Raw genomic sequence first — 17006 nt, forward strand, 5'->3', positions numbered from 1 at the left:
CAATAAACGCTGGCGACCTTTTGAAAGTCGCCAGCGTTATCAATCATAAATTCTCAAAAATTAATAGCTAGGGTTTTGAACCAAATAGCCTGGCAAATTGGAAGCGCCATCAATAGCCGTTTGAGGAATAGGGAAAATCCTTTTGTTACGGTCTGTACTTGATTTTTCGGTCCATTTATCTTCATATTTTCCAAAACGAATCATATCAGTACGACGGATCATTTCCCAATAAAACTCAAATCCTCGTTCGCGATAGAGTAAATCTAAGCTCATGGTTGTAAGTGGAGGAGGGGGAGTCGTAATATTGCGAGCCGCTCTAACCGTATTGACATCTGCAAGGGCACTTGCTGCATCGTTGCTTTTGCGGAGCTTGGCTTCAGCGCGCATCAAATACACATCTGCCAAGCGTACAATGACAATGTCGGCCTCGCCAAAATTCCGACCACTCACCGATTTTTTGCTAAACTCATATTTTTCGACACGGTATCCTGTATTGTAATTGCTACCTTCTACCGTAAAGTCTACTTTTTCAGTAAAATCAACTGCAAGGGTAGGTTTGTTACGAGTATCGTGGAAAAGTTTGGCAACTTTCATTTTTCCATCAGCACATTTCAAGAATACGCCATTGCGACGAATCAAGCCATATTGCTGACCACGCAATATCCCACGGTTGATATTGAAGTTTTCGGCAGCCACGCACGAATCTGCTGGGTTGGAATAGATAGATAGATTTTGTTTGTAGAATCTTGGGTCTACGGAAGGGTCTTGAGGAGCATAAGCATTGACCCAAGTACGATAATAATCGGGTGTAATCGCTGGTCCGTCAGTGCCATTGGCGTTTGTGTAAGCAGGAAGCGGAAATTGGTCACCAGAAAGTGAAAAATACGCCATACGGTTATGCCCATTGAGATCGGCACGTTGATCCACAGCAAAAACCAATTCTTTATTGGTATGGTTGTCGTCATTAAAAATAGAGAAATAATCTCTAGAAAGTTGATATTGGCCAGAGCTAATGATTTTGTCGCAGTACTCTACCACTTTATCCATATCTTCAGGTTTGAAAGTCAACTGCGCGGCGTAAGGGTCGCGATAAAAAGCGGCATTGAGGTACAGACGTGCCAATAGCCCCCATGCTGCACCTTTCGACAAGCGCCCCGGGCCTACAGTGGCATCAAGGTTAGGTTCGACGGCTAGGAGTTCATTCTTGATATATTCTACGGCTTCGTTTCCGCGAATTACTTTTGAAGTCTCACCTAAATTTTCTTTTACAAACACCACACCAAACAAGTCTAATGTAAGCAGCGAATAGTATGCTCTCATCCCTCGTGCCTCTGCTAAGAAAGTTTTGGAAGAAGGATCGTTGAGAGTAGGCAAGGAGTTGATTGCGGTAATCGCCCGCGACATACCTTGCAAAATCAGATTCCAAGTGTTTCTTAAATTAGGGTCAGTGCTGGTATAAGTATGCATGTGCATGGCCAAGTAGATACCATTGTCGCCCCAGTCGGTACCACCTCTGTATGGAAGGATAGCCTCGTCAGTGGAGATTTCTTGAAGGGCAAAGTAATTGGTATGTTGGAAAAGGTTAGGAAGTAGCGCATATACAGGAGCGATGATTCCTTCGGCGGCTTGTTTGTCAGAAAGGCCTGTGGCAGAGGTTTCGTCCAGCACAATCTCCTCTAAATTGGTACAGCTATTGACCGTAAATAAGCTCAATACGGCCAAAAATACATATATCTTCTTTTTCATAAATTCAAAATTTAAAATGTAACATTCAAACCAAAAATGAATGATTTGGCTTTAGGGTAGCTCAGATAATCAATCCCGTATGAAGAGATACCATTGATGGTACGGTCAGTATTGACCTCTGGGTCATAACCGTCATATTTGGTAATGACGAAGAGGTTTTGACCAGTCACCGAAAGTCTAATACCTTGTACCCATTTATTAATACCCAGCGCTTTGGTGTTAAGATTGTATCCTAAAGCGAGGTTATTAAGTCTAAAAAATGCACCGTCTTTCAAATAACGTGTCGAAACGGGTGCAGCATTGTTGACTGATTCGTTGGCATAAGCAATGGCTTCAGGGGTGGTGTTGATGCCTTTCGACAACCTCAATTTATAGAAGTTTGAGTTGGCAGTATTGTCATAGATTTTGTTTCCAGAAACACCATTAAAATTGGCTACTAAATCAAATCCTTTGTAAGCAATGCTTCCGTTGATATTAAACTGCTTGGTAGGAAGGGCGCTACCCGCAGCTACCCGGTCTTTGTCCGTAACGATCCCATCACCGTCGGCATCCAGATAAGTACTAATACCTTTGTCGTCAAATCCAGTAAATTCCTTCAAATAAAATGTACCAATAGGCTGGTCGTTGAGGTAGCCATTGATGGTAGCAGAGGTCAGTCCCGAACCAGAAGCCGATCCAGACGGAATCACTGAATAAGGAGAATTCTTGACACGATTATGAATGAACGTAATATTACCTCCTAAATCGAAACGAAGGCCATTTGAACTAGTATACCGATAATTGAGATCTAATTCTACACCACGATTGGTGATGGTCATGTCTTTGACGTTGGTCCAGAAAGTACCCGCCGGCTGTACGGGGTCAGCAGGAATTACCTCCAATAAGATATTGTTTGATACTTTGTTGAAGAAATCTACGGTTCCTGAAAGTGCGCCATTGAACAACCCAAAATCAAGTCCTAAGTCTGTTTGGGTAGATACTTCCCATTGAATATCGGGGTTGGCCAAACGAGAGTAAGAAGTGCCTGGAGGATACGACCCCGTAGCATATAAAGGATAGCTCGTGGTACCCGATACCTGAGAAGTAAACAAAGCTTGGGTGATTTTAGAAGGAATTTCTTGATTTCCTGTCTTACCCCAACCTGCCCGCAGTTTCAGTTCACTAAATGGCGACGATTTCATAAACGACTCTTCCGAAATCCGCCACCCCAAAGAGAAAGAAGGGAAGACTCCGTATTTGTTGTTAGATCCAAATTTGGATGAACCATCCGCTCTTACAGTGGCAGTCATCAAGTATCGGTCTTTGTATTGATAATTGACGCGTGAGAAAAAAGACTGAAGCTCATTGATAAGGGCATATCCACCGGGTTTGTTGTTGGCAAGCGTAAGTTCTTGTCCTAAACCAGGGTTATAAATTGGCTCAATACTCGAAATCGGAAACTTATTGATACTATTGTTTCGACCTTGGATAAAAATCTTTTGGTACGAATGACCCACCAATGCCGACAGACTATGGTCGGTTTTGTTAAGGGTATAAGTCAAGTAGTTTTCGATAAGTTTGTTGTTGTTGTAAGTATAGAAGGTTTCGAGGCGGCCATCTTGTAGAGGCACGGCATTGGGCAATGATTGCAAATCACGTACCGAGTTGGAGTTGTCGATACCAAAATTGAGTTTATATACTAGCCCATCGATGATTTTGAAAGAAGGTGAAATACTTCCAATCACACGGTTGATTTTGGTAATGTCTTTTTCCAACTTTAGGGTAATGAGCGGGTTTACACCACTTGCATATTGGAAAGGATTGCCATTGGCATCATAAGCAGGGTAAGTAGGATTAGCCGAAATCGCTCCTCCTAGCATACTCCCAATAGGCGGGCGCTCATTGATGGTATAAGTAGCATTCAAATTTACATCCACAGTAAGGCGATCATCTAAAAGTTTTTGAGTAACGTTTATACGTCCTGTATAGCGGTTGAGTTGATTGTTTTTTAAGATACCTTCTTGATTTTGGAGCCCTAAAGAAGCATAGTATGAAAGCTTGTCGGCACCTCCTCCAAAAGAAAGGTTGTGATTCTGCGTATAGGCAGTGCGAGTTACTTCTTTTTGCCAATCAGTGTTGCCTTTCAAATCTTCCAAAACACCCCCTACTTTAGGGACTTGTTGGCGATACTCGTCTGCACTAAATATATCCAATGCACGTGCCAAAGTAGATACCCCTACATTAGAAGAGAAGTTGAGATTTGAAAAGCCCGCTTTGCCTTTTTTTGTGGTAATCAATACCACACCATTGGCCCCGCGCGACCCATAAATGGCAGTGGCTGAGGCGTCTTTGAGTACATCAATCGACTCAATATCTTGAGGATTCAAGAAGTTGAGGGGATTGGTCGCACCACCCGTACTGGAGTTGTCGAGTGCCATTCCGTCCAATACAAACAGTGGAGTACTGCCAGTACGTACCCCTCCAGGCCCTCTGATAGTGATACCTTGGGCACCACCCGGTTCGCCGCTGGCAGAGGTGACGTTGACGCCGGCTACTTTTCCTTGCAACAATTGCTCGGGAGAGTTGATAATACCTTTGTTGAAATCAGTACTTTTAATGGACTTGACCGAACCTGTCATGTCTTTTTTGGTAGCACTACCATAGCCAATGACTACTACTTGGGCCAAATCAGAAGCGCTTGATTTGATAGAGAGATCAATTGTGGTGCGGCCTCCTACCGTAATTTCCTGTTTTTCATAGCCAATAAAACCAAAAACCAATACGGCATTGTCGTCATTGACCACAATTGAATAATTGCCATTAACGTCGGTGTTGGTTCCGCGTTGTGTTCCTTTGACTACTACATTACAGCCCACAAGTGGCTCATTAGTAGCTGCATCAGTGACACGCCCCTTAACAGTCTTTTCGGTAGTTTTGACGGATGCATAACTAACCGCTGGTAAAATCCCGATTGCCACCACCAAAAATGACCAAACAAGCCATTTAGGTGGCATTAAATTGTAAAAAGTTTTCATAGATTAGAATTTGAAAGTTTCTAAAAACAGCCCCACAAAGGTCTAGCTAAGTCTTTAACAAATTGTTAAGCAGACATTATCTATCTGTGATGTTTGGCATCAACACAATTGTTTGAAATAAAGTGCTTTGATTTTTTTTAAAAGTAAAAGGAGGATTGATAAAGTGCTGATTATTAATAAAATCAAAACTGAAAAACGGAAGAGATAAGTAGTTGTTTTTTCATATAATGTTAGAAGCGATTATGGGTTGGTAAAAAATAAGTCCGAAAACTTTATGCAATAGTATAATTGAATTTTTTAAATAAAAAATATAGCTCACTTGAAAGTATATGCAAACGTTTGAAATAATAATACCATACTCTCTTAAGCTGCTTGAGGTTTGTGTACCTAAAATAAGATTGAGAATAGATTGGGGTGATATGGTAAGAATGAAAGAGAAAAAAAATGTGGTTTTTTTGTAATATATGAAGTAAAATTATTCCTTTGTCTTGCTTTATGGTACTGCTACAGCATGTTGAGTCCCGTAGCGCTCACTTAATTTATCTAATCTACATATGAAAAAACACTTCTACTTAGCCACGCTATTGTGGCTTTGCACGCTCATGTCTTGGGCGCAAAATCGTCTCACAGGACGTGTGACAGATGCCAATGACAACTCACCTCTTCCTGGTGTAAGTGTACTCTTAAAAGGTACCAATACAGGGGCTACTACCGACGGAGAAGGTAAGTATGTCTTAAACAATGCTACCTCGGGTAGTGTATTGGTGGTTTCTTACATTGGTTATACTCCTCAGGAAATTGTGGTGGGAAATCGTTCAAACATTGATGTGGCTCTTAAGGTAGACGTCAAATCACTGTCTGAAGTGGTGGTGACGGGTTATGCTACTCAACGTAAACAAGATATTACGGGAGCCGTAACAGTTGTCAATGCCAAAGACCTCACTGCCACTCCCGCTGCGAGTGTTACACAAATGCTGCAAGGGCGTGCCTCGGGGGTAGTAGTCGGAAACGACAACTCTCCTGGTGGTGGTACGATGGTACGTATCAGAGGTTTTGGTTCTATCAACAACAACAGCCCACTGTATGTGATTGATGGAGTTCCTACCCAAGGTACTCTCAACCAAATCAACCCCAACGATATTGAGTCGATGCAGGTGCTTAAAGACGCCTCGGCGGCTTCTATATACGGAGCACGTGCGGCCAACGGGGTGGTAATTATCACTACCAAAAAAGGGAAAACGGGCGAGCCAAGTATTACATTTGACTTTTATACAGGTACTCAAAGACCGGGTAAGATGCTTGACCTATTGAATACCAAAGAATTAGGGGAGTATTTGTACTTGGCAGATTTAGGAGCTGGAAAAAACCCTTCCGAAACCTCTCCTTCGGTGCAGTATAAATTTGGAGCCAATGGAGCGCAAACTATTGCTGATTATATCTATCCTAACGTGTATGGTACACTCCCCTCTAACTATACTTACACCAACGATATCGCCGATCCTAACTTAGGAAAAACGGCTTTTAATATCACCAAAGCCAACAAAGAAGGTACCGATTGGCAAGATGTAATTTTTGACCCTGCGCCTATCGCCAACTTCCAAATCGGCGCAAGTGGCGGTACAAATTCTGGGAAATATGCTATTTCGGCGGGTTATTTCAAACAAGACGGTATTTTGAGATATACCAAATATGACCGCTATTCGCTCAGAGCCAACACCGAATTCAAAAAAGGCAGATTTACGGTAGGTGAAAACTTTACTTTTTCTTATGATGAAAGACAAGGTATCACCAACAACGACGAGTCAAACCCTATCATGTTTGCGATTCGGGTGCATCCTATTATTCCAGTGTTTGATATTACAGGGGGGCCTGTTGAGCTAGGCGGTACCAACCTTTCGCCTTACAATGGATTTGCGGGTAGTAAAGGAACAAACCTCGGAAATGCTCCCAACCCTTTGGCGCGTCTTTATCGTGAAAAAGATAATATTACCAGAGGAACCCACGTATTTGGAAATGCTTTTGCAGAAGTAGATATCATCAAAGGTCTTAAAGCGCGTACTAGCCTTGGTCTTGAATATAATCAGTACAATCGCTCCGAGTATTTCCACCGTGATATTGAAGCTGCTGAAGCACGAAACGCCAATAGCCTCAACGTTATCAACAACTTTGACCGCTCTTTGACTTGGTTTAACACCTTAAACTACAATACAACCTTCGGAGATCATACCCTCAATGTGTTGGTAGGAACCGAAGCGGTAACTACATACGCGTTTGGTTTTCAGGCTAGTAGAAGCAACTTTGCTTACGATGATTTAGAGTATCGTTACTTAGATGCAGGTTCGGCGGCGGGTTTGAGCAATGCAGGTTCGGGTGCTACTCTGAGTTCTCTTTTCTCTCAATTTGGTAAAATCAACTACTCTTACAAAGATTTCTTGTTGGCCGACTTTACCTTGCGTCGGGATGGTTCGTCGCGCTTCTCGGCAGCCAATCGTTATGGGGTGTTCCCAGCGTTTTCGGTGGGTCTTCGTCTGACTGAGTTTGAATTCATGAAACAAGCTCAATTTGTCAACGACTTGAAAATCCGCGCAGGTTGGGGTAAAACGGGTAACCAACTCATTCCAAACGTGTATAATGCCTATACACTCTATGCTGCTGACCCTCTCAACAATGCCTACGATATCAACGGTAGTGGTTCGTCAATCGTGGGTGGCTTTGACTTGGTACAGTTTGGAAACCCCAACGGAAAATGGGAAACCAACACTTCTACTAACTTAGGTCTTGATGCGATTTTGCTCAACAACAAAATGGAGTTTGTCTTTGACTGGTACAATCGGGTAACTTCTGATATGTTGACCCAAATTGCCATTCCAAGAACAGCGGGTTCTGGTACAATTCCTTATACCAACATCGGTGAAGTACGTAACCGTGGTTTTGATATTGGTCTAAACTTCCGTGACAAAAAAGGGGATTTTCGTTATCAAGTTGGGTTAAGTTTAGGACATTACAAAAATGAAGTGTTGAAACTAAACGATGACCCTAATGCTACCGTGTTTGGCTTTACCACTCGCCTTCCCGCTATTTCGGCTACTAAAGCAGGATTGCCAATCGCAAGCTACTACGGGTATTTTGTGGATGGTGTAATCAAAGACCAAGCTGAAGCCGATGCTGCACCTAAGTTTGGTTCCTACACAAGAGAGGGGACATTCAAATTCAGAGATGTCAACGGAGACGGTGTCATTACGGCAGCTGATAGAACTATCATCGGCAATCCTCACCCTGACTTTACATATGGTATCAACCTCAATTTTGGATTCAAAAACTGGGATTTGACAATGTTTGGCCAAGGAGTACAAGGCAACCAAATCTTCAATTATGTAAGATACTGGACTGATTTCAACGTGTTTCAAGGCAACCGTTCCAAAGATATGCTTTATAACTCTTGGAGAAAATCAGGTGATGTCGCCAAACTCCCACGCCTCAACTCTGGCGATGCCATCAGTCAGCAAGTATCTTCTTATTTCTTAGAAGATGGCTCGTATTTGCGCTTGAAAAACATTCAATTGACCTACACTATTCCGTCTTCTATTCTGAAAAAAGCGGGCTTGGCCTCTGCCCAAGTATATGTACAAGGTCAGAATGTATTGACCCTTACCAAATACTCAGGACTTGACCCTGACATCAACTTGAGAAGATCTGGTAACGACAACCAAGATATCCACATGGGTATTGATGAAGGTGCTTACCCTGTTGCTAAATCGTATATCGTGGGCTTGCGCTTTGGATTCTAACAGTAACACAAACTAATTGAAAATCAACATGAAAAAAATAGCTTTATTATTAGTTTTGGTAGGGGTGAGCTTTTCTTGCTCCGAAAAATTCTTTGACCTCAAGCCGCAAGGTCGTGCGTCTTTGGAGCAATTAAGTAACAAAAACGGCGTGAATGCCTTATTGATAGGGGCGTATTCGTTGCTGGATGGAGTAGGGGCAGGAAACACAGGCCGCCAATCTACTATTTCTAATTATGTATTTGGAGGAATCAGTAGCGATGACGCCGTAAAAGGAACCGATGCTGGTGACCAACCCGAACAATCGTTTATTGAACAGTACAACTGGCTTTCTGACAATACTTACTTTTTGGGTAAATGGTGGCATTCGTACGATGGCGTGGCGCGTTGTAATGAAGTAATCCAACTCGTAAGTGGTGGGGCTGTGAAAGATATGACGGACGCCGAAAAAACGCAAGTATTGGCCGAAGCTCGGTTTTTGAGAGGTCACTATCACTTTGAGGCCAAAAAAATGTGGAATAAAGTGCCTTTTATCGACGAAAAAATCTACGTTGCTGCTGACCCTAATTCTACTAAGGTACCTAACAGTGAAGATATTTGGCCTAAAATTGAGGCTGATTTTGACTTCGCCGCCAAAAATCTGCCTGTTACGCAAACCCAAAAAGGAAGAGCTACGCAGTGGGCTGCTAAAACTTACTTAGCCAAGGCGTTGATTTTTCAGAAAAAATGGAGCGCTGCCAAGACTTTGTTGGAGGATGTATTGAAAAACTCAGGTAAAAAATTGGTAGCCAACTACCACGACAATTACAGAACTTCAGGTAATAACAACACCGAGTCTATTTTTGAAGTACAGTTTTCGGTCAATGACGGAACCAATGGTAACAACGGTAATGCGGGCGACAACCTCAACTGGCCTTACTCCTCTACCGCACCAGGTCGTGGATGTTGCGGGTTTTATCAGGCATCTCACAATCTCGTCAATGCTTTCAAAACAGAAGATGGTTTGCCGATGATTGGAACTGCTGCCGACGGAACGCTCGATACTTATAACAAAGTGGATTTGCCCAACGACCAAGGCATCAGTGCAAGTACTGCCTTCACTTTAGACAAGTCTATTCCTGTAGATCCACGTTTGGACTGGACAGTAGGCCGTAGAGGAGTTAATTTCTTAGATTGGGGGCCCATGCCAGGTTCTACTTGGATTCGTGACCAAACTTATGCAGGACCTTTTACTGGAAAAAAATGGATGTATTATTTGGCCGAAGAAAATAGCACTACGCACTCTACAAGCCGCCGTAATGTGAACAACAACTATCGTTTGTTAAAATTGTCGCACGTTATTTTGTGGTTGGCTGAATGCGAAGTAGAATTAGGGAATCTGGCCGCTGCCGAGGCATATGTAAATCAAATTAGAGTGCGTGCCAAAACGGGTTCGGTACAAGATGCTACCGTAAACTACAAAGTAGAACCTTATCCTACTGGTACTTTCGCTACGAAAGGGGCGGACTTTGGTAGAAACGCCGTTCGGATGGAGCAGCGCCTTGAATTTGCAATGGAGGGTCACCGTTTCTTTGATTTGGTACGTTGGGGGATTGCTGAAAAAGTACTCAACAAATATGCGGTAGAAGAAGCCGCTGATGGAAAAGAACCTTCTGGTCGTACTTTCAAAAAGCGTGGCTATATGGCTGGGAAAGTTTTTACTACTAAAAACAACTATTTTCCTCTACCTCAAGACGAGATTTTGAATAGCCAAAAAGATGGCAAGCCTACCTTAACTCAAAATACGGGCTATTGATTTTTATAATACCGCTAATTGTGCCAAAAGCCTCCACCCAATCGGTGGGGGTTTTTTGTTGGGTTTGAAGTCTGATTAAACCATTAAGTGTTTTGCTTTTCTAAAGAGTGTTTACAAGTAGCCTATTGTTTTATTTTAAAGCCACAAAAAAGTTATGAAAACAATCAAGAAATTTTTCGGATTTGCATTATTCGGTCTAATGACCTATTTGATGTCGGGATGTGTCGTAAGACCTACCGTAGTACGTCCTGCTCCACCTGTTGCAAGAGTAGAAGTAATTCCGCGAAAACCTTCGCCTCGTCATGTGTGGGTATCAGGGCAGTATCGATGGAGAAGAAACCACTATGTATGGGTACCGGGTCATTATCGAAGAGTAAGGTAGGAGGCTGATTGATATCGTAAGAACAAAAACGCCAAAGTGAAATTAATCCACTTTGGCATTTTTGTATCATTATGAATAAGAGGTAAGAAAGACTAAATATCTGAAATTCTAAATTGAAGATAGGTTTTAGCAAGCAGTGCTACCTTTTGCAAATCAGGAACTCGAATGCGTTCTTCTTGGATTCGTGTGGCAGGAGTTTCCTTGATTTTATTAAAAAGCGTAAGATAGTACACATACGCCAAATATACTCCCATACGAGCACTTCGGGGGAGTTGCTTGATAGCCAAATAAGCGGCGTCAAAATCAGCTTGTATATCTTTTTCTATTTGTCGTTTTGCTTCTTTTGTAAAACTTAAAAAATCTACTCCCGGAAAATATACCCTGCCTCTATCTACAAAGTCACTTTTCAAATCTCTCAAGAAATTTACTTTTTGGAAAGCCGCCCCAAGGCTGCGGGCGCCATTTTTGAGGTGATTAAACATTTCTTTGTCCCCTTCACAAAACACCCGAAGGCACATCAGCCCCACCACTTCGGCAGAGCCATAGATATATTCATTGTACTTGTCGTCAGTATAATTTTGCTTTTCCAAATCCATGGACATGCTGTGCAAGAAAGCATCAATAAGCTCATTTTCAATCTGATATTGATTGACTACTATTTGGAAAGAATGCAAAACAGGGTTGAGACTGATACCCGTATGAATCGCTTCGTACGTATCTTTGACGAATCGTTCAAGAAGAAGTTTTTGGTCAAAATCGTAAAAGGTATCTACGATTTCGTCGGCATACCGTACAAACCCATAAATAGCATAGATAGGAAAATGGAATTTCTTATCCAAAGTCTTAATACCCAAAGTAAAGGAAGTGCTGTATCGTTCGGTGATAAGTTTGCTGCACTCAAGATTTGTTTGGTCAAACAACTGCATCATGGGTTTTAAATGTCTTTTTTGAGGGTTTAGAAGCTTACTTACAAGCGATTGAACGTTGTATTCGTTAGTTTTTCAAACGTTTGATAGATAAGCCACTTACGAGATGGTAATACGCCACGATTCCTGCTTTTAGCTAAACTCTTTTGCTACTTCATCGGCTACCACTAGCCCTGAAATAAGAGAAGGAGGTACGCCAGGCCCGGGAACGGTGAGCTGTCCTGTATAAAACAGATTAGTGACCTTTTTGTTTTTAAGTTTTGGTTTTAAAAAAGCAGTTTGTAATAAAGTATTGGCCAAACCATAGGCATTTCCCTTGAAAGCATTGTAATCTGCCCGAAAATCGCTGTGGGCAAAAGTGCGTTTATATACGATATTTGGTCTGATTTTCTCTCCTACATATGCTTCAAGACGATTCATGACGAGGTCAAAATAATACTCCCGAGTTGCTTCGTCATCATCCTTTAAATCAGGGGCGACAGGAATCAAAATAAAAAGATTTTCGTGCCCTGCTGGTGCTACGGTAGGGTCGGTTTTGGAAGGAGCTGATACATAAAAAAGAGGTTTGCTTGGCCACTGAGGTTGGGTATAAATTTCGTGAGCGTGCTGTTTAAAATCTTCGTCAAAAAAAAGATTGTGGTGCAAGAGTTTAGGGATTCGCTTATCGACTCCCAAATAATACAACAACGAAGAAGGCGCAAGGGTACGTTTGTCCCAATATTGGTCTGAATAATTTCGATGTTCTCCCAAAAGTTGCGTATCAACATGATGATAATCTGCTCCTGCTACTACTACATCCGCTTCAAAAGAGGCATGCTGAGTGATTACTTTTTTTGCTTTTGAGTTAATGATTTCTATTTTCTGTACATTCTGATTGCACACGATTTTGACACCTTTTTCTTGCGCTAAACTTACCATTCCTTTGACGATTTCGTGCATTCCCCCCATCGGATACCATGTACCGAGCGCAATTTCGGCGTAGTTCATAAGACTATACATAGCGGGAGTGTTTTCGGGAGTAGCTCCCAAAAACAAAATCGGAAACTCCATCAATTGAAGCAGCTTAGGGTCGGTAAAAAATTTACGGATATGGGTCGCAAATGATTGTAGTACATCCATTCGTCCCAAATCATACAGGAGTTTTAGACTTACAAATTCGGAAATGCTGCGGCTGGGTTTCCACACAAACTTATTCATTCCTACATCGTATTTGTAGGCGGCTTGCTGGAGAAATGCTTCAAGCCTTGCCCCACTGCCTACTTCGATAGTTTCAAAGAGTGCTTTTAGTTTTTCGATACCCGCTGGAATATCTACTTTCGTATTAGAATCAAAAATGACCGCATAAGAAGGATCTAAGCGGATTAGGTCATAATAATCAGAAGGTTTTTTGTTGAATTTGGCGAAGTAATTTTCAAATACATCGGGCATCCAATACCAGCTAGGACCCATATCGAATCGAAAGCCATCGACCTCAAAAAGACGAGCACGCCCCCCTACGGTAGCATTTTTTTCTAAAATAGTGACATCAAAGCCTTTGTCGGCTAGGCTTGTAGCTGTTGCTAGTCCCGCAAATCCAGCACCGATAACAATTATTTTTTTCAAGGATGTAAGAGTGGTAATTGAGTTAATGGTATTGAGTTTTGATATTAACTCAATTACCTACCTAACGGTTTTGGAATATACGTGATTTTTTCAAAAGTTATTGTTTATATACAATTCCGTCTTTCATCACAAACACTACATTTTGAAGCGTTTTGATATTTTGAAGGGGATTTTCGTCGGTTGCGATGATATCGGCGTATTTTCCTTGAGAGATGCTACCCATATTATTTTGTTCGCCTAAAATCTGCGCAGGTACGATGGTAGCTGCTTTGATAGCTTCCATCGGGGGCATTCCTACTTCGGTCATGTATTCAAATTCTTTGGCGTTTTTGCCGTGGGCAAATACCCCTGCATCAGTACCAAAAGCAATTTTAACGCCTGCTTTATATGCTTTTTCAAATGTTTTTTGAATCAAAGGCCCTGTTTCCAATGCTTTCATTCTTACAAAAGGGTGATAGTAACCGATAATTTTGGCCGAGTCCGCCGCCGAACGTCCTGCAATAATCGTAGGCACGTAGTAGGTTCCCATTTTTTTGAAAAGCTCAATGGCTTCATCGTCCATATAAGTACCATGCTCTATGGTAGTCACTCCCGCTCTGATAGCCCGTTTCATACCTTCTGTGCCGTGGGCGTGTGCCGCCACATGAAACCCATAATCTTTGGCGGTTTGTACAATAGCCACGGCTTCATCGTCGGTAAATTGAGGGGCTTTTCCACTTTTGGCAATACTCAACACACCACCCGTCGCTGTGATTTTGATACAATCGACTCCGTCTTTATAGCGCTGTCTCACAGCTTTGCGAGCTGCGTCAGGCGAGTCCACTATGCCGTCGGTCACTTTGTCGGGGACGGTATACATTGGGCTGAGTCCATTGGTGGGGTCGCCGTGGCCGCCTGTGGTAGCGATAGTTTGCCCAGATGTGAAAATCCGAGGGCCACTTACAAGCCCCTTAGTGATGGCATTGCGAAGGGCAATATTTACTCCTGAACCTCCCAAATCCCGTACCGCAGTAAAACCTGCCATGAGGTTTGTGAGCGCGTTTTTTTGAGCCTCAAAAGCAATGTCGGCGGGATTGTTGCTCATCCGTTTGAGATATTGGTCACGACTCATTTCGCTTTCGATATGCACGTGCATATCCGTAAGGCCTGGCAATACGGTTTTTGATTTAAGATCCACGAGCTTGTCGGTAGGTTGAGGTTTGGTATAACCTTTTTCAACGGCCGTGATTCGATTTTTTTCTACTATGATCGTTACTTGATTTTGGATGTCATTGGCTAGGCCGTCGATTAATTTACCGCAATGAATCAAAGTTCGTTGGGCGTGCAGCTGACTTAATGTCAACCCACATAAAACCGTGAGAAGGAAAGGTTTTTTCATACGAAAGCTAGGTTTTTGTTTGAAGATATTTCCTCAAATAAAGCATTTTTTTTCTCAAATTCAGGTACTCATACCCATTGTATTTAATAAAATTATTTTAACTGATATTTAATGGCTCGTATGTTGATTTGTATTTAGTTGGCATTCTTTTTTAGGAAGAAAATGAATAAAAATATTGAGCTATGAATAAAAATAAATTAGTGGCCTCTATCTTATTGGCCTCAGCAGCGGCGACTACCTTTGTAGCGCTTACGTCTTTTCGTTTTTTGCCCAAAGGTGCAGTGCCTGTAAAGCCATTTGATCAGCAGAAATACCTTGGAAAATGGTATGAAATAGCCCGTTTGGACTATAAATGGGAACGCAATTTGGATAATGTGACAGCCCATTATTCGCTCAAAGACAATGGTGATATCAGGGTAGAAAACCGTGGCTACAATTTCAAAAAAGAAAAATGGGAGCAAAGCATAGGCAAAGCCAAGCCGGTGGGTGACCCTAAAGAGGCAAAATTGAAAGTATCTTTCTTTGGACCTTTTTATGCGGGTTATAATGTAATTGCTATTGACGAAAACTATCAGTATGCGCTAGTAGTAGGAGAAAATACCAAATATATGTGGATTCTTTCGCGTACTACCACTCTTCCTGAGTCAGTGAAGCAGGATTATATTCAGAAAGCTAAGGCCATTGGCTTCCAAACAGAAGACCTAGTGTGGGTGAAGCATGACCGCCAAAGTGAATAAAACAAAAAACTCCCCAACTATTTCAGTTGGGGAGCAAACTATACTAAAAAAACAAACACAAACACTAGTTAGGATATCCTGGATTTTGTGGTTTTAGATTCGGGTTGTTAAGCATTTCTTGTCTTCCCAGGGGCAACAACAAGTGCTTAGCTTCGAGTGCTTTGTTAGAACTTAGATTGATGTGGCCTACGAAGTTGTCGAATCCATTGGTTTTTTCGTTGTATACTTTACGAAGGCGAACCATATCAAACCAAGTAATTTGCTCATAGCATAGCTCATGCCAACGCTCTCTCCAAACCGCTTCGCGGAAGGTGGCTTGAGTGAATGTGCCAAGGGCAGGAGTCGTAAGTTTGGCTCGGTCTCTGATTCGTTTCATCGCATCGTAGGCAGCTTGATTAGGACCACCCACTTCATTTTGGGCTTCGGCATAGGTAAGGAGTACTTCAGCGTAGCGGATTTGAGGTACGTTTAGGTTGTTTTGGCGTGTACCTGCGGTGCCAGAAGTACCATTGGCCGTACGATTGAAGTGCTTAAAGATGTAAGGAGCACCTAACTCAAAACGAGCTCCGTTGCCGTTTGTGAAGTAGGTTGTATAAAAATATCCTTCTTGGTCTTTGGCACGCAAATCACCTGGCTCATATGAGTTATAAAACGCAGGAGTAGGCACTGTACTACCTGTACCTGAAGGCCCGTTGTAAGTAACGGGTTTGAAGTTAGGGTACATGTTGTCCATTGGATTTCCGGCTACTACAGTATTGTATTGAAGCATGAAAAGGTGCTCAACTCTGTTTTTGAGGCTTTCCTGATGTACTTCCTCATACGTAGGAAACAAGTTAATGACACTAGGGTTAGCATTGGCATAGGTGATTACTTCAAGTGCTTTGCTAGCTGCTAGTTGATAGTGAGAAACTCCTTTACTGAGAGGAAAACCAGCCATTGTCAAATAAACACGAGCTAATTGCGCTTTTACAGCAGCAAGATTGGCGCGTCCGCTTACATCCATCCATGCCAAGCCTGCATTTTCAGCTTCTGTGAGGTCCGCGACAATCAATTTATAAATCTCCTCCTGAGAGGCACGAGTAGGCTGGAAGTCAGCGGAACCAGCAGTTTGAGGATCTGTAATCAATGGAATATCTCCCCAAAGTCTTACCGCTGTGAAATAAGCCGAAGCGCGAAGAAAACGAGCTTCACCTAAGATTTTCTTCTTCTGTGCCTCAGGCATAGGGGTAATCGGCGGAACCTTCGCAATCACTTGGTTGGCTTGAGAAATTACTTTATAAAGCCCATTCCAGTAGTTTACTACGTGAGCGGTGTTACCATCATGAACCAACCCGTACAAGTTATTGAGGTCAGAGTTTTGGGCGGTTTCAGTAGTAGAAGTACCTGTAAGGGCTTCTAACAATTGCCAGTTTGAAGAGAAAATACCCGCACTCTCACCCATAAATCTCAAATCAGCATACACAGAAGCTAAAGCAGCCTCGGCGTGGTCGGGAATGGTATAAAAGCTATCAGGGGTCAAGTTAGAAGGAGCTTGTTCTTTCAAGAATTCAGTACAACCCGACGGACCCAACAAAACAGCACTTAACAACGCTGCCTTGCCTACATTCTTTATGATATTTAATTTCATTTCAAATTTCGTTT

At 42.3% G+C, this 17006-nt stretch carries 10 protein-coding genes; 4 read left to right on the plus strand and 6 right to left on the minus strand.

The window, feature by feature from the left end:
- Window positions 1-60: 60 nt before the first annotated feature.
- Window positions 61-1746 (minus strand): RagB/SusD family nutrient uptake outer membrane protein, encoded by a 1686-nt coding sequence (locus tag P1X15_RS24495; RefSeq protein ID WP_277340769.1) that lies wholly within the window; start codon window positions 1744-1746, stop codon window positions 61-63.
- An 11-nt stretch (window positions 1747-1757) separates the two neighbouring features.
- Window positions 1758-4760 (minus strand): TonB-dependent receptor, encoded by a 3003-nt coding sequence (locus P1X15_RS24500; RefSeq protein ID WP_277340770.1) that lies wholly within the window; start codon window positions 4758-4760, stop codon window positions 1758-1760.
- Between the two features lie 554 nt (window positions 4761-5314).
- Between P1X15_RS24500 and P1X15_RS24505 the strand changes: the two genes are divergently transcribed.
- The 3 genes from P1X15_RS24505 to P1X15_RS24515 all read left to right on the plus strand — a co-directional run bounded on the left by P1X15_RS24505 (window position 5315) and on the right by P1X15_RS24515 (window position 10722).
- Entirely contained in the window at window positions 5315-8548 is a 3234-nt protein-coding gene (locus tag P1X15_RS24505) for a TonB-dependent receptor (protein WP_277340771.1), read from the plus strand.
- Window positions 8549-8576: 28 nt separating this feature from the next.
- Window positions 8577-10340, plus strand: coding sequence for a RagB/SusD family nutrient uptake outer membrane protein (locus tag P1X15_RS24510; RefSeq protein ID WP_277340772.1), 1764 nt, complete (start codon window positions 8577-8579; stop codon window positions 10338-10340).
- A gap of 154 nt (window positions 10341-10494) precedes the next feature.
- A complete protein-coding gene (locus tag P1X15_RS24515) occupies window positions 10495-10722 on the plus strand; it encodes a hypothetical protein (protein WP_277340773.1) in 228 nt (75 codons plus the stop codon).
- Between the two features lie 92 nt (window positions 10723-10814).
- Here the strand turns inward: P1X15_RS24515 and P1X15_RS24520 are convergent, their stop codons facing one another.
- The 3 genes from P1X15_RS24520 to P1X15_RS24530 all read right to left on the minus strand — a co-directional run bounded on the left by P1X15_RS24520 (window position 10815) and on the right by P1X15_RS24530 (window position 14628).
- Window positions 10815-11651 (minus strand): phytoene/squalene synthase family protein, encoded by an 837-nt coding sequence (locus P1X15_RS24520; RefSeq protein WP_277340774.1) that lies wholly within the window; start codon window positions 11649-11651, stop codon window positions 10815-10817.
- A gap of 129 nt (window positions 11652-11780) precedes the next feature.
- Window positions 11781-13250 (minus strand): NAD(P)/FAD-dependent oxidoreductase, encoded by a 1470-nt coding sequence (locus P1X15_RS24525; protein ID WP_277340775.1) that lies wholly within the window; start codon window positions 13248-13250, stop codon window positions 11781-11783.
- Between the two features lie 97 nt (window positions 13251-13347).
- Window positions 13348-14628, minus strand: coding sequence for an amidohydrolase family protein (locus P1X15_RS24530; protein WP_277340776.1), 1281 nt, complete (start codon window positions 14626-14628; stop codon window positions 13348-13350).
- A 182-nt stretch (window positions 14629-14810) separates the two neighbouring features.
- Between P1X15_RS24530 and P1X15_RS24535 the strand changes: the two genes are divergently transcribed.
- Window positions 14811-15365 (plus strand): lipocalin family protein, encoded by a 555-nt coding sequence (locus P1X15_RS24535; RefSeq protein WP_277340777.1) that lies wholly within the window; start codon window positions 14811-14813, stop codon window positions 15363-15365.
- A 64-nt stretch (window positions 15366-15429) separates the two neighbouring features.
- Here P1X15_RS24535 and P1X15_RS24540 read toward each other — a convergent pair whose 3' ends face one another.
- Window positions 15430-16992 (minus strand): RagB/SusD family nutrient uptake outer membrane protein, encoded by a 1563-nt coding sequence (locus tag P1X15_RS24540; RefSeq protein WP_277340778.1) that lies wholly within the window; start codon window positions 16990-16992, stop codon window positions 15430-15432.
- Between the last annotated feature and the right edge of the window lie 14 nt (window positions 16993-17006).

Origin of the sequence: Runella sp. MFBS21 (assembly GCF_029433105.1) — a bacterium.
In the GTDB taxonomy this organism is placed as follows: Bacteria; Bacteroidota; Bacteroidia; order Cytophagales; family Spirosomataceae; genus Runella.